The following is a 24,613-nucleotide window of genomic DNA, read 5'->3' as shown; positions in this document are numbered from 1 at the left end:
ACTTACTTCACACTTAGGTTAAAAACGTTGCTTTCTTTTGTCGGCGCAATATTTAGAGAAACGCCACGTAATGTCCCATCAACACCAGCTGCATTGCCAATTTTTATCTGCAAAACTTCTTTTACATCAAAACTCTCTTCTGTTCCGGCCTTTGCCATGTGGGACGTTAATACGCTACCGTTTTCACGCTTTAGTAGTATCCAAGAATCTTGCCGAAATTTAAATTTTATTAAATTATTTGGTGAATTAACTACCGCAGGCAGGGTAGATTGAGCGGAAATAGTTGCTTGCTGATCAGACACGTTAGTATTTAAAGGTGGCACTGGAGAGACATCCGCAACTGTGCCTTGATCAGACTGCGCAACCTTAGCCCGCGCCGTATCAGAAGACGGGATTTGAAGTTGTCCATCTGAGCTCTTTTGAGTGGTTAGAGTGTCTAAGGCAACGGGGGGCGCCAAATCTGACGGGATCGCGATCCTGGTCGTTGTCCCCAAACTGGATGAGGATTTAGAAGATATTAAATTTTGAATAAAACTGATGCGTTCATATTTTTGCATCACAAAAAAACTAATCGCCAACACAGCAAGAACAATGGCTCCCCACACGTATTTTTTGTTATTTGCGTCCTGACGTCCCATTAAAGGCAATCTGGATTCAAGAAACGGAGTTGTCAGTGCAGGTCTCAAATACGCGGACTGCACTGGAGGTTCCAAATTTTTCGGCAACAATGCCAAAATTGGTTCTCCGTCTATTTTAAGTAACTTAGCATAAGACCGTATAAAACCTCGAACTATTACCATTTTTGGCAAAGCATCAAATTGATCAGCTTCTAATGCAATTATCTGCCTTGCAGAAAGCTTTAACTGATCCGCTATTTGCTGGACAGTAAAGTCTTTTTGTTGCCTCATCAATGCAAGAAAAGCTCCTGCAGACTTGATTGTAGATGTGTCAATTACTACATCATCGGCAACTATAGATAAATTTAATTGATCTTCAGGCAAACTCACACCAGCATCATTCATTAAAAGCTCCCTGCTGAAACAGAGCGTATTCTTTAGAATTGGCGTAACGTCGCCGCAATTGCACGCCCAAACCGTTGACAGCCGACTGATCACCCAGTTTATTTTCTATTTTAATAGCCAACCAAAGGACATCTGCAGCAAATACATCCGCTTTGAGTACACGGTTTATATAAAACTTGGCTTTCTCGTACTCACCCCGATCAAAGTAAATTTTTGCAAGATTTGCATTTATGGTTGGACTAGATGGGTCAGCCCGAAATGCCTGCATAAAATATCCCTCTGCTTTGGCAGTATCTTTTAGCCGCAAACTACAAACACCAGCGTTGTTAAGCACCTTAATCGGATTCGAGTACGTAGGATCTTTCAATGCCTTATCGAAGTAAGTCATTGCCTGTTTTTCTTTTCCATTTTGGCACAAGAACCAACCGTAGTTATTTGCTATATCCGAATTATTGGGAGTCAATTTTAAAGCACGTTGAAAATCATCTTCCGCCAGCTGCTTCTCACCAGTATCCATGTATATCAAAGCTCTGACGCTATAGGCATCAACTAAATCAGGGGACATGATCAACGCCTGCCTAATTTCATCCAGTGCGACTTTATATTGTCCTTGCTGATAATAGCCAATCGCCAATTCCATGCGAATAGCTGCTCTCTTTTGCAAATCGACGCTTTCAGCTGGCGGGTTACTCTCAGGCTTAAACCCCTCAGGTTTTTTGCTTGCACATGCGGACAACATCAGCGCCAGTACGACGCCGGATAAAAAACGATAGTGCAATCCAAAAATTTTCACTGAGTGATCTCCACGATCTTGCCAAAATTTTTACCGAACTTGGTTTGATATTCCGCCATTTTTTGCATACGTTCTTGCACTCGTGTTCGGTCCTGAACCTCACCTGCTAACTGCCCACAGGCGGCATCAATATCATCGCCTCGCGTCTTACGTATGGTTGTCACTAATCCCGCATCCATCAGCACTTGGGCAAAAGCCTTTATACGAGGATTGGCCGAACGTTTTAAACCCGACTCCGGAAAAGGGTTAAACGGGATCAAGTTAAACTTACAGGGAACATTTTTAACTAATTGCACCAGCTCACGAGCATGTTGATCGGTATCATTTACGCCATCCAACATGCAGTATTCAAATGTCACGAAATCACGTGGAGCATAATCCAAATACCGCTTGCAAGCCGCCATTAATTCATGCAACGGGTGTTTTTTATTTAATGGTATTAAGCTGTCGCGCAGAGTGTCGTTTGAGGCATGTAAAGACACTGCCAACGCCACTGCACACTCTTGGGACAACTTATCAATCATCGGCACCACACCGCTGGTAGACAACGTAACACGACGACGTGATAAACCATAGGCATTATCATCTAACATCAGACGCAAAGCGGTGACCGTTGGCTCAAAATTCAATAAAGGTTCGCCCATCCCCATCATTACTACGTTAGTAATTTGACGTTCGCCTTTTGGTCCCGGCGCTATACCTTTAGTTTTACGTAATAAAAACTCAGCCATCCAAAGTTGACCAATAATTTCACCAACGCTTAAATTACGATTAAATCCTTGCTTACCCGTTGAGCAAAAGCGGCAATTGACTGCACAACCGGCCTGGGTGGAGATACACAAGGTTCCACGATTCTCTTCGGGGATAAATACTGCTTCTACAGCATTGCCCTGTCCCACATCCAACAACCATTTGCGCGTCCCGTCTGTTGACGTATGGTCGCTAATGATCGCAGGAGCGGCAATAAAGGCTCGCGTAGATAATTTTTCTCTTAGCGATTTTGCGAGATCGCTCATCTCTTCGAAACTACTGGCACCGAACTGGTGTATCCAGCGCTGCAATTGCTTGGCGCGAAACGGCTTCTCACCCAACTCACCGCAATAAGCGACGAGTTGCAAGGGATCTAGGTCCAACAAATTGGTGAGAGCCGTCATATGCATCCTCCTTCACATCCTGCTTAAGTATCACTATCAAAACAAGACGATATTACAAACTGTGATTAACGTGAGTACACGTTCAACGCTGGGAAGAAGTAAGCGATTTCGATGGCGGCTGTTTCAGCTGCATCGGAACCGTGTACTGCATTTGCGTCGATTGATTCTGCGAAATCTGCACGAATTGTGCCTTTTTCTGCTTTCTTTGGATCTGTTGCACCCATCAGATCACGATTTTTCAAAATCGCGCCTTCGCCTTCTAATGCTTGAACAAAAACTGGGCCAGAAATCATGAAATCAACCAGATCTTTGAAGAATGGGCGTGCAGCGTGAACTGCATAAAAACCTTCTGCTTCAGCGCGGGACAATTGTGTCAAGCGGGCAGCGACTACTTTCAAGCCAGCAGCTTCAAAGCGGCTAACAATTTGACCGATAACGTTTTTTGCAACTGCGTCAGGCTTAATAATAGACAATGTACGTTCGATAGCCATCTAAAAACTCCAATAAAATGAAAGGGTTAAGACAAAATTTCAATAATTCGTCTAACCCTCTATTTTATCATAAAAGCGACCAATCTGAGGTAAGTTGCCAATAAAGACAATTACTTGCAAGAATTATTTTTAAATAAGTACTTGGTCGCCGAAAGCACCAATCAGATCAGTTGTTTATCTCCAAACGCGAGTGTAAAAACTGCAAAATGGTATATGCGACGATCAGCCCGGTTAACTAAATCAACATTTAATCTAGAAATTTTTCTGAATTACGGGGAGTATATGCATAATTAGCCGTATTATCCAGCATTTCTATGGATAATTTTAAATACACCCGCCCAGTATTAAACTAATCCAAATCAAAAACTGCCATCGATTCTACGTGAGAAGTATGTGGGAACATATTGACGACGCCAGCAAAACTCAAGCGATAGCCGGCCTGATTGACCAACATGCCAGCATCACGTGCTAGCGTGGATGGACTACATGACACATACACAATACGCTTAGGCTTCAACTCTGGCGCTAAGCTGCCCAAATCGATCAGGGCTTGGCAAACTGCCATCGCACCATCGCGTGGGGGATCGACCAAAAAACGATCAAACTTACCCAAGGCAACGAAATCTTGCGCAGTAACTTCAAACAAATTACGCGTACCAAATGAAGTCGTCGCCTCTAATCCGTTGGCACGAGCATTCTCCATTGCCCGCTCTGTCAACGTGGAGCTACCCTCGATCCCCACAACTTCTTTTGCTAAAGTTGCAATCGGCAGCGTGAAATTGCCTAAACCGCAGAACAAGTCGGCAATGCGTTCGTCTTTTTGCACATCCAGCAAACGCAGAGCACGCTCGACCAGAACTCGATTGATATGATGATTAACCTGAGTAAAATCAGTCGGCTTAAATGGCATTTTTATACCAAACTCGGGCAATAAATAATGCAATTCACTTTGCTCTGGATAAAACGGGGTGGCTGTTTCTGGCCCTTTGGTTTGCAACCACCATTGGACTTGATATTGATCTGCAAAAGCCTTCAGCTTTACTTCATCCTCGGCAGTCAGTGCCTCCATGATGCGTAATACCATTGCGGTTACGTCCTCGCCTATCGCTAGCTCGATTTGTGGTAACGCCTCAATAATCGATAAAGACGAAATCAGATCACGCAATGGCATGAGCATTGCAGACACATGCGGCGGTAAAATCTCGCAGGTTTCCATATTGGCGACATAGCGAGATTTTTTCTCATGAAAACCGACTAAGACTATGCCTTTTTTATGTACATTACGCACAGAAAGCCGGGCGCGATAACGGTAGCCCCAAGTCGGACCATAAATCGGTCGCAACATCGTCTCTGCTTTCACCTTGCTAATATGCCAGAGATTATCTTCCAGCACGCGCTGCTTCATCGCCACTTGTGCATTTGACTCCAGGTGCTGCATAGAGCAACCGCCGCATACGCCAAAAAATTCACATTTAGGCTTAACCCGTTGTGACGACTCGCGCACCAAGTGCGTCATATTGGCAGCTTCCCAGGTCGCCTTCTTTTTGAATGTACTGAAGCCAACTACCTCACCTGGCAAAGCTCCTTCAACAAAAACAACTTTTCCTGGAGTGCCATCTTCATTTTCCAGATGACCAACGCCACGTGCGTCCATGTCGAAAGAACGGATATTAATAGTATTCATAATAATTGCGGCGTGATGCACAGATCACGCCGATCAGGTTTAATTCAGAAAACGGGATTATAGGAGAAACTACGGAGAAAGCGCGTAGAAACTTGGGAGCAGGCTCACAACCAGCTAGAAATTACCTTACTTACAGTGCAGCCCAAAGCACATCAGTCAGGTAAATCACAGTAGTGCATCACGTTCTACGCCGCGCGACGAGAAGGATCGCTTGAGCTTAATCAGCGCCTCTTGCTGGATTTGTCGCACACGTTCACGCGTGATACCCATTTCATCCGCCAAGGTCTCTAGCGTTGCGGGATCATCATTATCAAGGCCAAACCTACGCACGATGACGATACGTTGCTTGTCCGGCAGCTTAGACAACCAATCTCTGACCAAAATAGTCATCTCATGCTGCTCTGCACGAATATCCGGTGTGTCATCGCTATCACCTGGCAGCATGTCCATCAAACTAGATTGCGGATCATTATCCAGAGGCGTATCGAGCGATGTTGCATGCTCAGACAAAGCAAGAATATCTTGCACCTCATCCAGCGGTCTGTCGACCAAATGGGCGATATCTTCTAGCGCAGCATCACGACCATCATGCTGCTGTGATTCCAGATGATATTTGGCACGTAAAATCTGGTTCAGTTCACGCACCATGTGCACAGGCAAACGGATAGTGCGCGCTTGGTTCATGATGGCGCGCTCAATACTCTGGCGTATCCACCATGTGGCGTAAGTCGAAAAACGGAAGCCGCGCTCAGGCTCGAACTTATCAATCGCATGCATCAACCCCAGATTACCCTCCTCTATCATATCGAGCAAGGCGACGCCGCGATTGATGTAATGCTTAGCGATGGAAACGACGAGCCGCAAATTGTGCTCGATCATTTTTTGGCGTGCTTCAAAATTACCTTGCTTGGCCAAAGTTGCATAGTGCAATTCTTCTGCGACAGAGAACAATGGGCGAGTGCCGATTTGATTCAGATAATGCTGCGTCGTATCGGTCGACAACTCAGCGGCTAATACTGTTTTCAGCTCATCAATCGGAGCAACGATTAAAGAAATCGGATTATCGTTTTGCCCATCCTCAGCCTCTTCAACCTCATCTTCAGAAAAATCTGATGAGTTGGATCGTTCAGCGTTGGCATCAACCAGACCATCTTGATCTTGATCGTCGTCCGTTTCAGGCGATTGCAGTTGATGTTTAGTTGAAGTATTGGGCATAGTGTGAGTTAAACGACTTATCCTATTTTGAACTTACTGACTAATTATTTTCTAACCAAAATTAAATAATGATTGCTCTTGATTCTAGCGTTGGCTCTAGCATTGTTTCTAGTAACCGATTACTAATTACTGATGCGGCAAAAATTTAGACGGATCAACTGGCTTGCCTTGCTGCCTGATTTCAAAATGCAACTTCACAGTATCACTATCAGAATCACCCATCTCGGCAATTCTCTGCCCTTTTGCAATAGTCTGTCCTTCAGTGACCAAAATGGTTTTGTTGTGAGCATATGCAGAGAGCAAGGTGCTTGTATGCTTGATGATCACAAGATTACCATATCCACGAATACCGTTACCGGCATACATTACTTTGCCAGCGCCAGCAGCCATGACACTCTGTCCCAGTTTGCCTGAAATATCGAGGCCCTTATTTTTTGCATCATCAAATCCGGCGATTACTTTCCCCTCTGCTGGCCAGATCCAATCCACCACATCGCTGTCTGGAGTTGCAGCGTCAATTGGTTTATCTCGCTTAGGAACAGCAACTACCGCAGCCTGAGGCACGACATCTGATTTAGCAACAACCGGAGTGGCAGGACTCACTGCACCAGTCGAATCAAGCTTTTGTAGCTCAGCTAAATTGGCGTCTGAATATGGACGCTTATCACCGCGTGGACTGGTCTTATTGGTTGATGGATTTATTGGTGCCGCCGTAAGCGATCTCACTTCTACGCCACTGGTGTTGACACTGCCTGTTTGCACAGAGGCGGTTCCATCTGGCGGCGCTACGCGCAAAACTTGATCTACTTTAATGTCATTAGGATTTTTTAAGTTATTCCATGCGACCAGATCGCTATAACTTTGCCCATTGTCTAACGCAATTCTGAATAAAGTATCACCACGCTTAACAACATAAGTCCCGCGAGTATCGGCTGGTTTTGGCGCGACTTTTGATACGTCCGTAACACCTTTGGAGTCTGCTTTTATGCTGTCACTTCCGCGATCAATCACCGGGGCATTATTGGGCGTGGTACTACACGCAGTGATAAAACCTGATAGAGCAACTGCGGGGACTAATGTGATTAATAACTTTAATTTCTTCATACTCATTGCAGATTCAATTAATTAAATAATGGATTCATCAAATTTAGATGACGCCTTGATGTAAAGGGACGAAATGACATTGCTCAAGTATCGAACTTTGCCACTCATGTTTTGCGGTACGCTGAATTAATTGTAAAACTTGTTTAGCGCCACCCACTGGTGCGATCAGGCGGCCACCAATTGCTAGCTGCTCCAATAATGCCTTTGGCACTTCCATACCTGCGGCAGCCAAGATGATACCGTCAAATGGCGCAACTTGAGGCAAGCCCAACATACCATCGCCATAATGCAATCGAATATTCGCAATTCGCATGGGGCGCAGGTTGTTTTTAGCGAGTTCGTGCAGCGCTTTAATCCGTTCAATCGAATACACCTCTTTTGCCACCAAGGACAATACGGAAGCCTGATAGCCGCAGCCAGTTCCGATTTCTAAAACACGATTGAGTTTGCCATCATTACGCATAATTTCTATCATGCGCGCCACGATATAAGGCTGTGAAATCGTTTGGTGATGCCCAATAGGAAGCGAAGCATCAACATAGGCCTGACTTGACATACCAGGCTCAATAAAAAGATGGCGTGGAATTGCCTCCAGCGCAGCTAATACTAAGCGATCTTTAACACCTTGCTGAGCAACACGTGCCACCATTGCACGCCGCACACCGTCCGAGACTAAAGGACGAGAGCTCACTACGCTGGACGATGTCTGATCAGATTTTGTCGTTGGATTAGGATTAAGCGACGATGACCGGAGCGAATTTTTTGCGGCATTTTGTTTAGTGGCTCCATGTTTGGCGGCATTTTGCGTCGCGGTCTGGGGTGTCGCCGTTTTTACCAAATGCGCTGAAGTAGATTGACGATGCGTTTGCTGCTTAGCGCTATCCATCACGGAAGACAATTGCAAGGGAAAACGTTTTTCATTTTTGGTCATGCTTCACCCACACCAAAATCGTCTTGCAATTGCGATAGTTGTTTTGTATTGGTCAGATCAATTTGCAAAGGCGTGACCGATACATAGCCTTGCGCTGTCACAAAAAAATCTGTGCCTTCGCCTGCCTCTTTTGCTTTACCTGGTGGGCCTATCCAATAAATATCACGACCATGTGGATCTTGCGCTTTAATCACAGGCTCGGACATATGGCGCTTGCCCAGGCGCGCAGCACGGATCCCTTTAATATCCGGCATAGGCAAATTAGGGATATTCACATTCAACAAATAGGGTATGGGCAGCGCGGTAAAACCTTGCTTGACCATGTTCAGTGCTATTTTTGCCGCATCCTCAAGATGTGACCATCCTTTATCGACTTGCGAAAAAGCGATGGCGGGTATGCCAAATAAATATCCCTCAGTCGCGGCGGCTACCGTACCGGAATACAAAGTATCGTCCCCCATATTCTGTCCCTGATTAATACCAGAAACGATCAAATCAGGCTTCTCCTGCATGATTGATGTCAGCGCAATGTGCACGCAATCAGAGGGAGTGCCATTCACAAAATAAAAACCGTTCGACGCGCGCTGAGCTGACAAGGGTCGATCCAATGTCAAGGCGTTAGAACTACCGGAGCGATTGCTGTCAGGCGCGACCACGACAATGTCGGCAATAGATGCTAAAGCATCGGCCAAAGCGACAATGCCAGGAGCGAGGTAACCATCGTCATTACTGATCAGGATTTTCATAAGAAACATTTTAACCGATGCAACATTGTAATTTGAGACAAGCGTCGGATTTTTGCGGCATAATCACAAAATCAAACGGTCGTACTATTTTAAAGAGGAGACAAATACATGAAAGCCGTACTTTGCAAAGCATGGGGTTTACCAGATACCTTGGTCGTAGAAGAGTTGCCAGATCTTGTTGCAAGCGCTGGACAAGTGGTGATTGATGTAAAAGCCGCCGGGGTTAACTTCCCAGATGTTCTGATCATCCAAAACAAATATCAATTTAAACCAGAATTGCCTTTCACCCCGGGCAGCGAATTGTCTGGAGTGGTGAGGGCCGTCGGTGATGGAGTCAGCAATATCAAGGTCGGCGATAAAGTAATTGCCTTCATCGGTCACAGCGCATTCGCACAGCAGGTCGTAGCACCTGCGCAAGCGGTGATGCCTATGCCACTTGGAATGGATTTCGATACTGCAGCAGCGATTACTCTCACCTATGGCACATCGCATCACGCGGTAGTCGATCGTGCTCAGTTAAAAGCCGGAGAAACGATGTTGGTGCTAGGCGCTGCCGGTGGCGTTGGCCTGGCAGCGATTGAAATCGGCAAAGCATTAGGGGCACGCGTAATCGCCGCGGCCTCGTCCGATGAGAAGCTCGCTATTTGCAAAGAACATGGCGCCGATCTGACGATCAACTACAGTACACAAGACCTGCGTGAGGCAATCAAAGCGGCAACAGATGGTAAAGGGCCAGATGTTATTTACGATCCGGTTGGTGGCATCTATGCAGAACCTGCATTCCGCTCCATTGCTTGGCGCGGACGTTATCTGGTCGTGGGATTTGCAAATGGTGAAATCCCGAAATTGCCATTAAACTTAACGCTGCTCAAAGGTGCTTCTTTAGTCGGTGTGTTTTGGGGAGAATTTGCCAAACGCGAACCTAAAGCAAATCTGGCAGCAATGCGCGAATTAATTGGCTGGTTAGCTGAAGGCAAAATCAAACCACGAATTTCTGGGCGCTATGCATTAAAAGATACGGCGATTGCGTTGAACGATATAGCCGCTCGCAAAGTTACCGGCAAAGTTGTTATACAGCCAGAGAAGTAATTTTCAGTTTTTTGCATGCATAAGACTTACGCAAAGCCGCCCAGCTTCTTGCAGCACTAAAGTAATTTCTTCGTTGCTGCGCTTTACTGGGACAATTTTGTGTAAGTCTTAATTAAAGATATCGACGCAGAACTTGTGCAAAACTCATCCATCATAAAAGAGACGGATAAGATTCCCCGCTTAATCTAGCGCAAGTTCAATACGCCGAAAATCAATATACTCCCCAATATTTTTAAAAAATATGCCTTATTGCCCAGTTAATCTCTGGACGACTAAAATATACTCATCATGAGTATTATATTTACCTTGAATAGCAATCCAAATAAAAAAGCAATCAAAATGAGTGCTTATTCATGTCGCAACAACCATTAAGAATCGTCTTTTCAAATGCCAATCAAGCAGTGGGGGAAGTCGCATCACCAAGCCAATAACGACTTATGTCTTTTAAACCCCACTTACTAGCATCCTCACGGCCTACAATTTTATCTTGTGAACCAGCCCGGGCTAAATCAATCAATTCCGGCACAATATAACCTAGAGATTTGATGGAGAAAAAAACGCGCACTTTAGGTAACAACAAAGACTTACCGACTTGCTGCTCGACCACCACGCCAAGCCGTCCAGACTCCAGCCGGATTAATGTTCCGACTGGGAAGATGCCAATACTTTTTACGAAAGCCTGGAATATTTTTTCGTCAAAATGACCTTTGCTCCACTCCGCCATTTTCCGCAACGATTCCGCCGGGCACCAGCCCTGTTTATAGGGGCGATTAGATGTGATGGCATCATAGACATCGCACACAGCGCCCATACGCGCAAACAAGCTAATCTGCTCACCCGATAAACGATCGGGATAACCACTGCCGTCCATTTTTTCGTGATGATGCAGACAAACATCCAAAGCAACGTCGCTAATTCCCTTTACCTCTAACAACATTTTATAACCAGCTGCCGGATGTTCCTTCACCGATATAAATTCATCGTCTGTCAATTTGCCTGGCTTGTTTAAAATATCAGACGAAACCATCATCTTGCCGATATCGTGTAATAAACCGGCCAGACCAGCATCGCGTATTTCGGCATCACTCAACCCGAGTTGCTTAGATAACGCGATCATCAATGCACACACCGCGATGGAATGCATGTAGGTGTAATCGTCTTTTGTTTTGAGGCGAACCAAGCCGATTAAAGCACCAGAATTACGCATGACTGAAGAGGCAATTTCCTCAACTAATGGCAAGGCATTCTCGACATCAACAGCATTGCCCATGCGTGCCTCGTGGAACATCGAAAAAACAGCTTGCTTCGATTTGCTAACAATTTTTGCTGCACGTCCTAGCTCTTCATCCATTGAGACACTTCGTATCTCTTTAAACGACTGCATCTGGACGGCTTCAGCCGGCTCAACTGGTTTAGCAACTGTTGGTTCTGCAACAATTTCTTCAGGCTCTTCATCGCTATCTTCCGCGGGATGAAAAACATCAAGTCCTTTTATCGTATCAATCCAAGCTTCTTTGATCTTTGTGCTGAGTACCTTATTTAATACATTTTGATCTTCTAGCAAAAAAGATTTTTGCCAAAATGGAGTGTCCATCCAGGAACTGCATAACTCCTGCACGTACATTCCGACTCGCAGTTGATTAGTTTCTATTTTTTTCAGCATGTTTGATCTTAGTTACACTGATTATCTCGACTGGCGATGACCTTATCTTCGGTAGCTTAGACTGAAGCAATTTTATGCGATACAAAGCAACAAATTTTCAGTTCTTAGTTTATTCCACAATTGAAGATTTGAATCAGTATCCTAAGTATTTTTATTACGGTTATTTATCGTAATGGTAAATCTAGCTAACGATCAGAATGAGTAGAGGTATTTATGCAAGACGTTTATGCAACAAGTTCATCGGGGCAAAAAAATCTTGCATATTTTTATTCCCAATAAATGACAAGTTGTACGGATGCTCAGCAATCTGTTGTTGAAATAAAGATACCACTGACATCTGCTGTAACTGTTCAGCAATTTTGCCCCATAAGACCAGAATGGTGGGCTTTACTGTCGTTTGCTGTTGATCGTTCAATGCCAAAAAAATGGATTGAAGAAATGGCAGCCAGGCTTTTGCATCTTTGGCAGGTGCAACATCGGATCGAAACACCAATGACGCATTCAATAACAAAAATCCTTGTGCGAGCAAATTATCTTGCAACTCTGGCAGAGATTGAATGAAGACAGAATCAGTCGCTCTCGCTTTGCTTGCGACCTCAGCAACCGCAGAAATAGAAGTGTTTTCTAGCGTCAAATAGCCGCCCGTAACCAATAACATTTTGATGAAATTACGTAGCGATGTTGCACGATTCACTTTTTTGGATAAGCCGCCGCCAGTCTCTTGCGACCATAAATCTGTGACGGCACCATCCATAAAACAAAATCCGGTAGCACTGTCTTCCCGAGGATAAGGACCCTCACCTACCAGCACATAACGTACCGCATCAATAGGTATGGCAAATGCAGCAAATAAACGTCCCGCGGTAGGTAAAAAATGGGAGCCTGACAGATTACTCAAATACTCTGGATCTGCCGCTTTTACTGCGGCCAAACCTTGGTGCAAAGCTGGATGCCAGGATGGATGAGCCTGAGCCAAGGCATCTTGTAAAAATTGAGGAAGTGTATTCACTAATAGGCTTAATAGACTTAGAAGACTTACCGGCCTGATTGAGCCGTATTGAGACTAATCTTCAGTTATTGCTGATTATCTGGAGGCGTTGGTGTAGAGGCTGGTTGCGGCGTTAAAACAGGTACGCCACCACTAATAGAAATACCAGGATTATTTCCACTAAAAACCTGACGACTGTTTGATGGGAACGCAATTGGATTTGGCGGAGCCATGGTAGCAGCACCATTTGGACTGATCGGTGCGCTGGTAATAGTTGCTGATGGTGGCAGCTCAACTCGCTTGGAAATACCGTTTTCAGAAATCAAAATATATTGATCATAAACGGCCTTCAGCGTGACCCCTGGAGATAACTCTTGATCAATCCCAACAGCTTGAGCTGGCCTGCCATTGGCGCTGATGATGGCGACACTTTCTATTTGTCGAACAGCGAGTATCACGCCTTTTAATTGATAATTACTAGCCGCTTGTGCTACTTGACTTTGACCAAATACACTACCCCACTGGCCAGCACCTGGCTCAAATGCAGCAGACTGCATCGGTACGGCTACAGCACGTGCTTGCGGTTTAAATAGATGGATACCCCAAAAACTAAGGGACATACATAAGGCAATAAACATCAAAAAACTGACTATTAATGGGGCACGCTTCATTTCATTCCTTGCTTATGGCAGATAACTCAACTTAGTTAATCATCTAAGTTAATCGCCTTGATTAATCTACCCAATAAATTGGCCTGATTAGTCAGGATCAATAGCTTGGTAGTGTTTGCAATATTGGTGATTAAGTTGTCAGCGAACCAGTTGATTAATTTCAATAATTGGCATCAACACGGCAAGTACAATCAGTAGCACAACTACACCCATTGCCAGAATTAATGCGGGTTCCAGCAGACCTGCCATCGTCAATGCACGGCGCTCTAAATCCTGTTCTTGTGCATTAGATGCACGCTCCAGCATCGCTGGCAGCTCACCGGTGACTTCGCCTGCACGTATCATATGAATTAACATAGGAGGAAAGTGCTTATGTGCTGACAACGCGCGCGCTAAGCCCACACCTTCACGTACGCTGGCGGTCGCATCTTCCACTTGCTGGCGCATTGCGACATTAGACAAGGTCTCCCGACTGGTTTGCAAAGCACGCAAAATAGGTACGCCAGAGCCAGTAGTAATCGCCAGAGTGCTGGCAAAGCGTGAGGTATTCAAACTACGTTCAAACTTGCCATATAAGGGTGCCGTTAACAACCAGGTATGCCAGCGCATTTTGACATCTGGATTCTTAAGCGCCATGCGCCAGCTCCAGAACGCAACTGCAATCACGATTCCGACGAACAATCCATAGCTACGCACAAAATCAGATATCGCCAACATCATCACGGTTAAGAAAGGTAATTTTTGTTTTGTATTGGCAAAAACAGAGACGATCTGCGGCACCACATAGGTCAACAAAAATATCACAATCGCAAACGCAACGACCGTGACAATGGCCGGGTAAGTAAAGGCTAATTTGACTTTTTGCACCAAGGCATTGCGGCGCTCAATATAATCTGCCAAGCGCGATAATACACGCGACAAATGACCGATTTGCTCGCCGGAAGCAACCAGTGCGCAATAGATATCGGCAAAGTCATTTGGATGCTGTTTCAGACCATCAGACAGAGACGCGCCGGCCATCACTTCTGAGCGAATAGATGCAATCAAATCACGGATATAACTGCGTTCTGATTGCTCTAACAAGGCTGACAACGATTGCTCTAAGGGTAAGCCTGCTTCTAACAAGCTCGCTAACTGTCTGGTAAATAGCGCAAGTTCTACTGTAGATAAATGCTCGCCAAAAATACTGCGTCGCTTCTTACCTTCCGCATCGAGTTGATTGGCAATCAGTTCAACAGTGATGGGTAAAAAATTCTGGCTACGCAAATCGGCACGCGCTGCGCGCGCACTATCTGCGTTGACCACACCTTTTTTGCTTAGTCCATCTGGATCAATGGCTTCATATCTGAATGCTGGCACGATGGTTTACTCTTTCGTTACTCGCAATAATTCTTCCCGGGTGGTAACGCCTGCCGTCAACCAACGATCGCCATCTTCACGCATCGTTTTCATGCCATCACGCTGCGCTACCGTGCGGACTTCTGCCTCGGAAGCCTGATGATGAATTTGCGAGCGAATTTCTTCTGTCGTCAGCAACAATTCATAAACCCCTACTCGTCCTTGATACCCGGTATGACCACAATGCTCACAGCCGACTGAATGCCAGTCCTGACCATCAAAACGTTTGCAACGGGTGCAGAGCTTACGCACTAATCGTTGTGCGATAACACCGAGTAAAGACGATGACAGCAAGAACGGTTCTATGCCCATATCAAGCAAGCGAGTGACTGCTGCCGCAGAGTCATTCGTATGCAAAGTCGCTAACACCAAATGCCCAGTCAACGACGCTTGCACCGCGATTTGCGCTGTCTCTAAATCGCGAATCTCGCCGATCATGATGACGTCGGGATCTTGTCGCAAGATAGCGCGAAGTGCCTTGGCAAACGTCATATCAATACGCGCATTAACCTGAGTTTGTCCCACGCCAGCAAGTTCGTATTCAATCGGATCTTCTACTGTCAGGATATTGGTCTTACCCGCATTTAAACGTGACAATGCCGCATACAGCGTAGTCGTTTTACCTGAGCCAGTAGGCCCGGTGACCAGCACGATACCGTGTGGCTGCGCGATCAATTTATCAAACTGTGGCAGCACATCGGGGCTCATCCCTAAGGTACTCAGATCTAACCGACCTGCCTCTTTATCAAGCAGACGTAATACTGCGCGTTCGCCATGCCCTGTTGGTAAGGTGGAGACGCGGACATCAACCGGTTTACCACCAATACGCAAAGTAATACGTCCATCTTGTGGTAATCGCTTTTCGGCAATATCTAGCTGCGCCATGATTTTAATTCGCGATACTAATGAGGCATGAATCGCTTTTTTCGGACGCACTACATCACGCAATGAACCATCAATACGAAAACGCACTATCGAAATTTGCTCAAACGGCTCAATATGAATATCTGATGCACCGTCCCGCAATGCTTGCGTCAGCAGAGCGTTAATCATTCGAATGACTGGTGCATCATCGGCAGACTCCAGCAAATCCTCAATCGCTGGCATATCCAGCATCAGCTTCGCCAAATCTAGATCAGACTCTACTTCACCAACTACGTCAGCAGCATCACCACCAGATCCTGCATAGGTTCTGGCGATCATTTCCAGCAAGTCTGCATGCGGCATCACGTTTAATTTAACGCGGCCAAAACGGCGCCCTACTTCAGCAATAGCGGCAGGTTTAGTTTCGGTGGATACAGCTAGTTCTACACATGCCGCTGAATCGTTCAAATCACGACAAGCAAGTACTGAAAAGTCACGGGCATACGCATACGACAATAATCGGTTCTCTAGCATGCTGTTATTTACTCTCTTTGCTTTCCGTCGCAGATTTATCACCCGGATTTACAACAGGCGTTTTAAATAACTTACCTTTTTCAATTTCCGGCAACAGACTATTCATATCAGTTCCTTTTACCGGGGCAATCTGCGTACGCATATAGTCGTAGCGATCCAAGGATACATTGCCGCTTTGTTCTGCATTACGAATCACGACTGGCCGTATAAAAATCATCAGACTTGTTTTACCGCGGGTCTTAGTTTGATATTTGAATAAATTACCTAGTACAGGAATATTACTTAGCAGAGGTACGCCCTCGCTAGAATCTTCGATCGAGTCTTTCATCAAACCACCAAGTGCGATAATTTGTCCATCATCGACCAACACATTAGATTCGATCACGCTCTTGTTTGTGATTAGACCTGCACTATTCGTCGTCGTGTTGTCTACGCTTGATACTTCCTGATAAATCGACATTCTGATTGAGCCACCATCAGATATTTGTGGTTTGACTTTTAAAGACAAACCCACATCTTTACGCTCCACCGTAGTGAATGGATTTACGCCAGCACTACCGCCAGCAGAAGCAGATGTCGCATATTGACCAGTAATGAAGGGAACGTTTTGACCAACGATAATTTTCGCTTCTTCATTATCAAGAGTAATCAAAGTTGGAATTGAGAGAACATTCCCATTGCCATTGGATTCAAGAGCATGCGCCAGCGCACCTAAGCCAAGCTGGCCATTTACCTGTTTAAACAATCCCAAGGTCAAACCAGCGCCAGGCAGTGCCGATCCATTGCCTGCGATTAGCGCACCAATGTTATTGCTCGTGGTAGTTTGAAATGACGTACCGCCGCCAACGCGATAATCGCTATTGCTATTACCAGATAATCCCAACCATTGAATACCAAAATCGTTCTCTTTACTCGCTTTAATTTCAACGATTAAAGCCTCAACATATACTTGGGCACGGCGTGCATCTAACTGGTCAATAATCGTTCTCAAATTTCGATAAACGGTCTCACTTGCAGTAATAATCAAAGTATTAGTTGCTGCATCTGCCTGAATAAAACCACCTGCACCACCACTCGACAAGCTACTTTGAGAAGAGCTAGCAGTGGACGATCCAGAGGATAAGCCACTCGTCGATGACCCGCCAAGGCTAGCATTAGAGTTAGTGCTGCTACCCAAAGAACTCGCGCCGTTACTACTTGAAGATAGAGAAGAATTTCCGCTGGACGGCAATGAGCTGTCTTGAGTAATAATCGAACGCAAGGTTTGAGCTAACTTCACTGCCTCTGCGTTCTTCAGATAAACCACATGCACGTTACCTGGCAAAGTAGTCGGCTGATCCAATTTAGCGATTAAGGATTTGATTAAATTGGCTCGCGCTGCTGAAGGCGCTTTAATCATAATGGAGTTAGTACGCGAATCTGCCAACAGAACAGCTTTTCCACCTTCAGCAGATGCGCCACCACTTTCAGTTAAACGAGTGACCATCGTTGCGATATCACTAGCAATTGCATTTTTAACTGGAATGACGTCGACATCATTTGATGCGGGCACATCTAATGCGCCAATTATTTTTGTAAGACGCTTTAAATTATCAGCGTAATCTGTAATAACTACGGAATTGTTCCCAGGGTTGGCATTGATCGTGTTATTGGGTGAAATCAATGGACGCAGAACAGTAACGATATTATTTGCCGACTCATAATTTAAGCGGTAAATCTGAGTAGCAATCTGATCACCTTTTAGCGATTCAGCTTGTGTTGGTCCCGCTTGCAACTTGGCATCTGACTCAGGAACCACTTTTGTATAACCGTCCCCGGTGACTACCGAATATCCCTGCAAGCGCAAACTAGAAGTCAGTAGTTTGAACGCCTGATCCTTACTTAAAGGCTTTTCGGAGACTAAGTTAATTTGTCCCTTTACTCGTGGATCGATAATAAATGTCACACCAGTATAGTGACCAATTGCCTTGATCACAGACTCAATATCTGCGCCGACAAAATTAAGCGCAGCAGTATTTTGCGATGGATCTTGCGCATACGCGGGACACAAACTTAGCGTAAAACAGGCGGCCGTTATGAATGCGGCTATCGGCAATCGCTTCAAATTAGTTTGCCGACTCTGTTGGGGATGCAACACATTCTGTACTGATACGCTCATGGCAGATCTTACTTTCAATAGATTTTTTCTCATTTGAACTCTAACGCTATCACATCTTTATTGCCGTCCCTACGGCGCTGTCCAAGCAAATTCAATAAATTTGCCAACCTGTCTTCTTGCCCTGCCTCTGCCATTGCCCGCCCAGAAAATTGCATATGTCCATCATGCAAATTCCCCGCTCCACTTAGCAACATTGGTCCCTTGATACTGGTCAATGTAATGTTCGCTGTAGAGCCTTTCCAATCCATCGTCAGCAAATAACTACCTAATGGTTTTATGGGTGATAAACGCGACGCCATTTCATTCATTTCTAAACGCATGGTGCCAATAATATCCAATTTCACGCCCTGTCTTATGAACTGCAAACTATTCCAAGACAAACGCAATTGACCGGACGGACCTATCGTATTTAACGGAGCTCCCAGCCCCTCCAACCGCTCCGGCGGCACAATCAAACTTGAACCACTAACGCTCCATTGACCCAGATTACCTTCTAATTTTATAGCTTGAGATAAAGATGTCGGATTATCCAAATTTATATCAAGCTGCCCCAATATTATTGAGGGTGAAATACGCCAGGTAAAACGTCCTGGAAGCAAGGGAGTTAGCGGAGCATTTCCATTCGGAGCCCCTCCAATAAATGCAGAGCCGCGCCAAAAACTACCTTGGGCATCCCCTAAACTAATACGTCCCATCGTTTGCTTCTCAACCAACAGAGCTAACCAACTTGCCGGCAAAAAAATTAACACTGTAAATACCATGCTGAGAATAGCTGCAAAAACCCAAAGCAATCGACTAATCTTAAACATATCAGAGATTATTCTTTTGCTGCTTTAAGGTGATCGTTACACTGACCTGACCACTCTCTGGCAACGCTGCTAACTTCGCTTCTTCGACCGTTAATCTCGTTGATTTTTGCGCTTCGAGTAACCATTCCATCAAATTGGCATAGGCAACGGTAGCAATCTGAAATCTGACAACATCGTCATTCACAGATAAATTTTGCGCTTTAATGCTACGGCGAGCCAAAGATGTCTCAATCGATTCACGCGACACAGTATCTATATTTTCAGACATAGCGTTGCCGAGTTGCGCGCTTTGCTTACTCATTAAATCCATTTCTGCAACTTGCTGTCTTAATTGCGGTATGGCTTTTTGTAAACTCTGCTTACCTGATAAAGCGGGATTAATGCCAATCACATAAATTAAAGCACAAACTATCGCAAGCAAGGCTAACGACAACATCCAGCGCTCCCGCGGCACACGCTGCTGCCAAAACAAAGATAAGCTTTCTACCAGAATCGAGTTTTTCATTTCAAGCCCCCTGAGTTTGCGGCAGTATTGTTTTTAGCATCAAGACTAAGACCAGTCTTGACCTGTAACAAACCATCTTTAGAGGATACTAAAGTCAAAGATTGCTCTTGTAACGCAGCTTTAAGCTGATCCTGCTGATTAAACGAGCGTGTTTTTATAAACAAACTATGTTCGCGGTATTCCATACTGAGCACGCTAGCTCCTGGGGAAGCACCACTGATTCTGTCCCATATTTGAGAGAACTGGGCAGCGAGAACAACAAAATCGTCTGGCACCGATTGTCCAGCTAGTTTTTTAGATAAACTGATTTTTTGCTGCATTTGCGCTAGCGGATCAATGATGACGGTTTCTTTAGGATAAGCGGCACGATAAGATTGCACTAGTGACGAACTCAGTTGCTGAGCCTCGCGCTTGAGCGAAAACCACTCAAAATTTATGCCAATCAAATTGATGATTAGAACCGCAGCAGCTAAACCTATTGGCCAACGCCATGCAAACAAATCAATCGCCGACGGATTTGCCAAAGCTACGCCGGCCATCAGATCTGGGCTGGCCGGAGTCAGACCAGCAATCCGGTTTTTCCATTGAATTGGCTGCAAGGTAATTCTCTGGGCAAGCTCTATATCTTTTTGTATGGCTTGTTGATAAGCCTCTATTTTTTTAGGCTCAAGATAAACAACAACACTATCTTCTGACAGAAATAACTTCAAAGTCTGTAAAACCGTGTTTAGCTCAACGTCCAATTTCTCATTCACATCAGAGCGCTGAGCTATCTCGTCAACACTCAAACCTAAACCTAAAAAATTACCGTCAAGGCAGCAGGCTGCAAACTCCAGCATATTGCCATCTTGTTCGTACATGACGGTGGCACTATCGTTGTTGTGCTCCATCGCCATTTGCACGGGGTATGCAGAGATTTTTTTTGCACCAAGTTGCAGCATACTTTTGGCAAGTGACTCCATCCAACTTTTGTCAACCACAGCAACTGAGCACATGCCATTAATGACCATAGTCGATTGCAGAATTACATCTGAAGCATCGGTTGCCAACTGATCTTCTAATAAATTTGGTAAAGACTGGCGCAGTTTTGCGGCTGACATTGGTGGCACTTTAGCTTGCAACACACTTACGTCGCTAGCGGCCAACAACAATATGACTTGGCGCGCCATGCTAATCATAGTTTTTAATTGAACTAGCGTTTGATGGCCTTGTTGCTCTATTGTGCCATTATTAGAAACCAATGCAAATGGACGAGCTTGAGTCGTCCAATCGTTACCATTTTGGACAGTGATTTTTGACGGTGATAGTATATATAGTGTACTTGCCATATTCAATTTTCTATTTTAGTGCGATACAAAATTTACCTGTATGACGACTATCAAAGCTCTCTTATCCAGATAATTTTTGTCACTATATCGATTCGCTCGATCAAAGCACTAAAATTCAGTGTTGATCTTCCTAATTTTATTTTACCTGCCGCAATAAAGTAGTCAGTTGCAACCGATACGTCGTTAGCAGAGATATCCGTTAATTTATCAGGGAAGCGCTGCTTAAAATCAGCTATATCCAAAAACTCTGCCCGGTCACGACTGGCAATAATTGCGGCTGCATCTGACAAAGAGAGCGCAGTAATTCTTGCCGATAGTACTTCTGCCGATGCAGTATTCACGTTGATGGGCGTGGCATGCGGAAGCACCGTCACAAAGTCCCTCAGCTTTAACAACATATCTGAAGTAAATCCTGGCACCGACAACACATCGTCGATCTGAGTAAAGCGCAGGAATTGTACTTCAGGAATTGTGTCAGTTGACGCCTGATTCGCATTGCTCGTACTTTTTGAAGCATCTGTTGTATTGGGTACAGTCGGAATAGACGCATCCGTAGCATTAGAACCGCTTACCGCACCGATCACAGTGGCAGGCCCGCTTGCATTAGCAGAGACTTTTTTTGTTTGAGAATTAGCAACGGCTGTGGCTGTCGCAGCAGCGAGAGAGGGATCTAACTTTACATTGGTCAGCAAGCGCTCAAACGCGAGTACCTCTTTCGGGTTGACGATACCGTTCGTAGCCAAATTATTTATATTGAAACGCGACTGGGCATCCGTAATTTGGCCGGATAAAGTCGCGTCAGAAGCCTCTGTATCCGCACGACCGTTCTCTACATATTCGTCAAGTCTAGTTTCTGCCAAAGGCGTCGCCCAAGCCTCTTTAAGATGATCAACTTTACGTCCACGACCGTCCTCGCGCAAAATCAGACGAGCCCAATCCAATGCGCCACGAAGCACCCATTTTTTTTGCAGTTGAAGTCGTTGATTTTCAATTGAGCGAACCTGAACTTGCTGTTGCCAAAATAAACTAGCAACAATCGTAATAGCAAGCGTCGTTAGCAATAGCGCGGTCACAACGGCGACGCCAGATTGATGCTGTGGCAGTTTTTTCACGCCGCCCCCAGCAAGAATACTTTTAAGATGACATTCTCGCGCCCCAATAGCTGGAGTGACACCTCAAGCCCACTTTTTAGAGGAATAGGCTTACTTGCAGAACCCGTTTTGGCATTTTGTGATGTATCAATATCAGTGCCTGCCACCCGCCAAGTATTCTCGTCCTTAGTCCAGGTACGCATAGAAATGGATGCGACCTCCGTTTGGAGTACAACGATGGGCATACTGTCGGTCTCGTTAAGAGCATTTTGCCAATCAGCGTCAATCGTTTTTAGGTCTCGAGTAGCGATAGATTCCCGGCGACTCAAAATGCCTTCTTTCAGGCGATAGGCGACGATTTGCAAGCGCAAAGGTTGGTTATCATCAAACACTGTACGTATCATGTACAGGCCTTGAGGTGATGCTCGCAGACTCTCATGGGTAGCAAGCAAATCCGTCCCTGCAAGATGAGCACTGTCGTTTTCTAGCTGAGCAAAACTAATCTGCGTACCGCGAGATTGCTCTAGCTCGTTGGTCAAAGTAATACGCGCCCTGACGATACTGTCTAGACCACGCCAGCCCAGAACAGCGACAATCGCCAAAATAGTAATTGCAACGAGTAGTTCAACCAAAGTAAAACCAACTATTGTCTTTACTTGTTTTGGTCTGCCATTAGTAGCAATGTTGGTCGAAATTTTGAAGCGATTTTTATTAGATGGCATTGGGCACCACCTGCGTTAATTTAACAATCCTTCGTTCTGGATGATTGGCATCAAATACATACACTTCCACTCGTCTAAACAAAGGATTTGGCGTTGCCAATACGTGCTCTTCGCAAACCAGATTCAATTCACCCTGAGGGCAAGGGAAAGAACGTTCACCAACTGCAGGCCATTCAGAACCAAGCCGGATTTGCGCCAATCGGTTTTCTGCTGACCAGCTAGCCATCATTGCAGCCCGTAAATCATTGCTATTTTGAGTCAGGCTTCCTATCGCACGCAAACTTGCGCCCAATGCAGTCCCGACAATCACTAGCGCAACCAGAACCTCAAGCAAAGTAAAGCCTGAAGTTTTTTTCAATTGATATGGCGTCGCGCAATACGTACTCAACTTCATACCTACTCCACCACAAAATGGCCAATGCCATCTGCACGTATAACTATCTTGTCTTCCCCGACAATCATGCTCAGGACAAATGGCTTATCGACTGGTTCGCGACCAAATACAATGCGCAGGTCGGTCGTGCTGGCGAGTGATACTGGATCGATAGCTAGCTGGACTGGACTCATGGCGAACTCGCGTTCGCGCAACATATCAACATCAAGGATTGGTTCCCATGTCAGATCGTTGCGCACTAAAAAATGGTACCGATTTTGATCTGCCTCGAATGCAATAGGACGGTTTCGGACAATTGCTTCTTCCCGGGCTAATTGCAATAGCAAAGCAATACGTTGTGCGTCTGTTTGCAACCGCTGACGGCTACTTTGCATCGCATTAAATGACACGGCACCTAACATAATGCCAGCGATCACTAGCACCACCAGCAACTCTAGTAGACTAAAACCAGAGTTGTAGCGAGAAGAGCGCGACACAGAAAAACTTACAGATCCCACGAACCGATATCTGCATCGTTACCTGTACCGTTAGGCTGACCATCTGCACCTAAGGAAAAGATATCGACTTCCCCTCTAATGCCGGGCGATAGATATTGGTAAGGATTACCCCAAGGATCTTTCGGGAGTTTATCGATGTAACCACCGGTTTTCCAGCCGTTGGCAGCGGGGCCGGAAGTTGGTTTTACGATTAAAGCCTGCAAGCCCTGCTCAGTGGTTGGGTAACGTTGGTTATCAAGGCGATATAGTTTGAGGGCTTGCATTAAGGTCGAAATATCTTGCTTGGCAGCTGCAATGCGAGCGTCATCTGTACGTCCCATTAATTTAGGTACTACTAAAGCTGCCAAGATCCCCATGATGACAACAACAACCATGATTTCAATCAGCGTAAAGCCTCGCACAATGACTTTACGAACTTGACTAGTTTGGCGAATTTGAACTTGTTGGGACGAAGATGAATAGCTCATGTTATATAAAGATAACTCATTTCTACTTGCTAATGCTTTAGCGCATTGGCAATAAATTAAATCGATCAAAATTTTGAGAGCAATCAATACTGCTGATTACTGCCAAGACTAATTTCAAAAATACATTATGCGTCACGAAAATCAATGCACCTAGATTTGTCACATTTATTTACGCGAATTTACTGTACCTCAAAAGTATTGCATATTACGTCAAATATATGAGGTTCTTGCAAAACGAAACACCGGAGAGTAATTTTATTGCGAGAAGCGCAAAATAGATGAGAAAGGAGCGGCC

Annotated in this window: 24 protein-coding genes; 1 reads left to right on the top strand and 23 read right to left on the bottom strand. The window is 45.1% G+C overall.

Translation table 11 applies throughout. From position 1 onward, the window contains the following. Positions 1-2: 2 nt before the first annotated feature. From QN395_RS15385 to surE, 9 genes are all read right to left on the bottom strand, one after another. Positions 3-1,022 carry a RodZ domain-containing protein gene (locus QN395_RS15385; RefSeq protein ID WP_322119086.1) on the bottom strand — a complete coding sequence of 340 codons (1,020 nt, stop codon included), beginning with the start codon at positions 1,020-1,022 and terminating at the stop codon, positions 3-5. Continuing rightward, a complete protein-coding gene (gene pilW / locus QN395_RS15380) occupies positions 1,015-1,815 on the bottom strand; it encodes a type IV pilus biogenesis/stability protein PilW (protein WP_322119087.1) in 801 nt (266 codons plus the stop codon). Before pilW ends, QN395_RS15385 begins: the two co-directional genes overlap by 8 nt. Continuing rightward, complete coding sequence (rlmN, locus tag QN395_RS15375) at positions 1,812-2,969, bottom strand: 23S rRNA (adenine(2503)-C(2))-methyltransferase RlmN (protein WP_322119088.1); 1,158 nt, start codon at positions 2,967-2,969, stop codon at positions 1,812-1,814. Before rlmN ends, pilW begins: the two co-directional genes overlap by 4 nt. 65 nt (positions 2,970-3,034) lie before the next feature. Beyond that, complete coding sequence (gene ndk / locus QN395_RS15370; protein WP_322119089.1) at positions 3,035-3,460, bottom strand: nucleoside-diphosphate kinase; 426 nt, start codon at positions 3,458-3,460, stop codon at positions 3,035-3,037. 349 nt (positions 3,461-3,809) lie between these two features. Next, positions 3,810-5,144 carry a 23S rRNA (uracil(1939)-C(5))-methyltransferase RlmD gene (rlmD, locus tag QN395_RS15365; protein ID WP_322119090.1) on the bottom strand — a complete coding sequence of 445 codons (1,335 nt, stop codon included), beginning with the start codon at positions 5,142-5,144 and terminating at the stop codon, positions 3,810-3,812. Between the two features lie 165 nt (positions 5,145-5,309). Continuing rightward, complete coding sequence (gene rpoS / locus QN395_RS15360; protein ID WP_322119091.1) at positions 5,310-6,359, bottom strand: RNA polymerase sigma factor RpoS; 1,050 nt, start codon at positions 6,357-6,359, stop codon at positions 5,310-5,312. A 126-nt stretch (positions 6,360-6,485) separates the two neighbouring features. Next, positions 6,486-7,463, bottom strand: a complete 978-nt coding sequence (locus tag QN395_RS15355) for a peptidoglycan DD-metalloendopeptidase family protein (protein ID WP_323492677.1) — start codon at positions 7,461-7,463, stop codon at positions 6,486-6,488. 43 nt (positions 7,464-7,506) lie between these two features. Next, positions 7,507-8,394, bottom strand: a complete 888-nt coding sequence (locus QN395_RS15350; RefSeq protein WP_322119092.1) for a protein-L-isoaspartate(D-aspartate) O-methyltransferase — start codon at positions 8,392-8,394, stop codon at positions 7,507-7,509. Next, positions 8,391-9,140, bottom strand: coding sequence for a 5'/3'-nucleotidase SurE (gene surE / locus QN395_RS15345; RefSeq protein ID WP_323492676.1), 750 nt, complete (start codon positions 9,138-9,140; stop codon positions 8,391-8,393). The genes QN395_RS15350 and surE overlap by 4 nt, the downstream gene beginning before the upstream one ends. 108 nt (positions 9,141-9,248) lie before the next feature. Here surE and QN395_RS15340 point away from each other — a divergent pair, with 108 nt between their 5' ends. Continuing rightward, the gene (locus QN395_RS15340; RefSeq protein WP_322119094.1) at positions 9,249-10,229 is read left to right on the top strand and encodes an NADPH:quinone oxidoreductase family protein; all 981 of its coding nucleotides are present in this window, start codon (positions 9,249-9,251) and stop codon (positions 10,227-10,229) included. A gap of 394 nt (positions 10,230-10,623) precedes the next feature. On the opposite strand, the gene QN395_RS15335 is transcribed toward QN395_RS15340, so the two are convergent. The 14 genes from QN395_RS15335 to gspG form a co-directional block, all read right to left on the bottom strand. Continuing rightward, positions 10,624-11,892: an HD-GYP domain-containing protein gene (locus QN395_RS15335; protein WP_322119095.1), complete on the bottom strand. Its 1,269-nt coding sequence runs from the start codon at positions 11,890-11,892 to the stop codon at positions 10,624-10,626. A gap of 211 nt (positions 11,893-12,103) precedes the next feature. Beyond that, entirely contained in the window at positions 12,104-12,901 is a 798-nt protein-coding gene (locus tag QN395_RS15330) for a uracil-DNA glycosylase (RefSeq protein WP_322119096.1), read from the bottom strand. Between the two features lie 65 nt (positions 12,902-12,966). After that, entirely contained in the window at positions 12,967-13,551 is a 585-nt protein-coding gene (locus QN395_RS15325; RefSeq protein WP_322119097.1) for a type II secretion system protein N, read from the bottom strand. Positions 13,552-13,689: 138 nt separating this feature from the next. Then, positions 13,690-14,910: a type II secretion system inner membrane protein GspF gene (gspF, locus tag QN395_RS15320; protein ID WP_322119098.1), complete on the bottom strand. Its 1,221-nt coding sequence runs from the start codon at positions 14,908-14,910 to the stop codon at positions 13,690-13,692. Between the two features lie 6 nt (positions 14,911-14,916). Next, positions 14,917-16,347 (bottom strand): type II secretion system ATPase GspE, encoded by a 1,431-nt coding sequence (gene gspE / locus QN395_RS15315; RefSeq protein WP_322119099.1) that lies wholly within the window; start codon positions 16,345-16,347, stop codon positions 14,917-14,919. A 4-nt stretch (positions 16,348-16,351) separates the two neighbouring features. Continuing rightward, entirely contained in the window at positions 16,352-18,505 is a 2,154-nt protein-coding gene (gene gspD / locus QN395_RS15310) for a type II secretion system secretin GspD (RefSeq protein ID WP_323492675.1), read from the bottom strand. Between the two features lie 29 nt (positions 18,506-18,534). After that, positions 18,535-19,314, bottom strand: coding sequence for a type II secretion system protein N (locus QN395_RS15305; protein WP_322119101.1), 780 nt, complete (start codon positions 19,312-19,314; stop codon positions 18,535-18,537). A 1-nt stretch (position 19,315) separates the two neighbouring features. Then, the gene (gene gspM / locus QN395_RS15300; protein WP_323492674.1) at positions 19,316-19,819 is read right to left on the bottom strand and encodes a type II secretion system protein GspM; all 504 of its coding nucleotides are present in this window, start codon (positions 19,817-19,819) and stop codon (positions 19,316-19,318) included. Further along, positions 19,816-21,147 (bottom strand): type II secretion system protein GspL, encoded by a 1,332-nt coding sequence (gspL, locus tag QN395_RS15295; RefSeq protein WP_322119103.1) that lies wholly within the window; start codon positions 21,145-21,147, stop codon positions 19,816-19,818. Before gspL ends, gspM begins: the two co-directional genes overlap by 4 nt. A gap of 50 nt (positions 21,148-21,197) precedes the next feature. Continuing rightward, positions 21,198-22,259 (bottom strand): type II secretion system minor pseudopilin GspK, encoded by a 1,062-nt coding sequence (gene gspK, locus QN395_RS15290; RefSeq protein WP_322119104.1) that lies wholly within the window; start codon positions 22,257-22,259, stop codon positions 21,198-21,200. Next, the gene (locus tag QN395_RS15285) at positions 22,256-22,960 is read right to left on the bottom strand and encodes a PulJ/GspJ family protein (RefSeq protein WP_322119105.1); all 705 of its coding nucleotides are present in this window, start codon (positions 22,958-22,960) and stop codon (positions 22,256-22,258) included. Before QN395_RS15285 ends, gspK begins: the two co-directional genes overlap by 4 nt. Next, positions 22,950-23,354, bottom strand: coding sequence for a type II secretion system minor pseudopilin GspI (gene gspI, locus QN395_RS15280; RefSeq protein WP_322119106.1), 405 nt, complete (start codon positions 23,352-23,354; stop codon positions 22,950-22,952). The genes QN395_RS15285 and gspI overlap by 11 nt, the downstream gene beginning before the upstream one ends. A 2-nt stretch (positions 23,355-23,356) precedes the next feature. Continuing rightward, the gene (locus QN395_RS15275; protein ID WP_322119107.1) at positions 23,357-23,830 is read right to left on the bottom strand and encodes a GspH/FimT family pseudopilin; all 474 of its coding nucleotides are present in this window, start codon (positions 23,828-23,830) and stop codon (positions 23,357-23,359) included. An 8-nt stretch (positions 23,831-23,838) separates the two neighbouring features. After that, entirely contained in the window at positions 23,839-24,318 is a 480-nt protein-coding gene (gspG, locus tag QN395_RS15270) for a type II secretion system major pseudopilin GspG (RefSeq protein ID WP_322119108.1), read from the bottom strand. Between the last annotated feature and the right edge of the window lie 295 nt (positions 24,319-24,613).

This window comes from Undibacterium sp. RTI2.2 (assembly GCF_035018705.1).
GTDB lineage: Bacteria > Pseudomonadota > Gammaproteobacteria > Burkholderiales > Burkholderiaceae_D > Undibacterium.
Note: the sequence above shows the minus strand (reverse complement) of the source record. Positions and strands in the feature narration are given on the sequence as shown.

What these genes read in the sequence shown, in the direction of transcription:
- QN395_RS15385 (WP_322119086.1), bottom strand. Translation starts at nt 1,022, where the DNA reads ATGAATGATGCTGGTGTGAGTTTGCCTGAAGATCAATTAAATTTATCT.
- rlmN (WP_322119088.1), bottom strand. Translation starts at nt 2,969, where the DNA reads ATGACGGCTCTCACCAATTTGTTGGACCTAGATCCCTTGCAACTCGTC.
- ndk (WP_322119089.1), bottom strand. Translation starts at nt 3,460, where the DNA reads ATGGCTATCGAACGTACATTGTCTATTATTAAGCCTGACGCAGTTGCA.
- rlmD (WP_322119090.1), bottom strand. Translation starts at nt 5,144, where the DNA reads ATGAATACTATTAATATCCGTTCTTTCGACATGGACGCACGTGGCGTT.
- rpoS (WP_322119091.1), bottom strand. Translation starts at nt 6,359, where the DNA reads ATGCCCAATACTTCAACTAAACATCAACTGCAATCGCCTGAAACGGAC.
- QN395_RS15355 (WP_323492677.1), bottom strand. Translation starts at nt 7,463, where the DNA reads ATGAAGAAATTAAAGTTATTAATCACATTAGTCCCCGCAGTTGCTCTA.
- QN395_RS15350 (WP_322119092.1), bottom strand. Translation starts at nt 8,394, where the DNA reads ATGACCAAAAATGAAAAACGTTTTCCCTTGCAATTGTCTTCCGTGATG.
- surE (WP_323492676.1), bottom strand. Translation starts at nt 9,140, where the DNA reads ATGAAAATCCTGATCAGTAATGACGATGGTTACCTCGCTCCTGGCATT.
- QN395_RS15340 (WP_322119094.1), top strand. Translation starts at nt 9,249, where the DNA reads ATGAAAGCCGTACTTTGCAAAGCATGGGGTTTACCAGATACCTTGGTC.
- QN395_RS15335 (WP_322119095.1), bottom strand. Translation starts at nt 11,892, where the DNA reads ATGCTGAAAAAAATAGAAACTAATCAACTGCGAGTCGGAATGTACGTG.
- QN395_RS15325 (WP_322119097.1), bottom strand. Translation starts at nt 13,551, where the DNA reads ATGAAGCGTGCCCCATTAATAGTCAGTTTTTTGATGTTTATTGCCTTA.
- gspE (WP_322119099.1), bottom strand. Translation starts at nt 16,347, where the DNA reads ATGCTAGAGAACCGATTATTGTCGTATGCGTATGCCCGTGACTTTTCA.
- gspD (WP_323492675.1), bottom strand. Translation starts at nt 18,505, where the DNA reads ATGAGCGTATCAGTACAGAATGTGTTGCATCCCCAACAGAGTCGGCAA.
- QN395_RS15305 (WP_322119101.1), bottom strand. Translation starts at nt 19,314, where the DNA reads ATGTTTAAGATTAGTCGATTGCTTTGGGTTTTTGCAGCTATTCTCAGC.
- gspM (WP_323492674.1), bottom strand. Translation starts at nt 19,819, where the DNA reads ATGAAAAACTCGATTCTGGTAGAAAGCTTATCTTTGTTTTGGCAGCAG.
- gspL (WP_322119103.1), bottom strand. Translation starts at nt 21,147, where the DNA reads ATGGCAAGTACACTATATATACTATCACCGTCAAAAATCACTGTCCAA.
- QN395_RS15285 (WP_322119105.1), bottom strand. Translation starts at nt 22,960, where the DNA reads ATGCCATCTAATAAAAATCGCTTCAAAATTTCGACCAACATTGCTACT.
- gspI (WP_322119106.1), bottom strand. Translation starts at nt 23,354, where the DNA reads ATGAAGTTGAGTACGTATTGCGCGACGCCATATCAATTGAAAAAAACT.
- gspG (WP_322119108.1), bottom strand. Translation starts at nt 24,318, where the DNA reads ATGAGCTATTCATCTTCGTCCCAACAAGTTCAAATTCGCCAAACTAGT.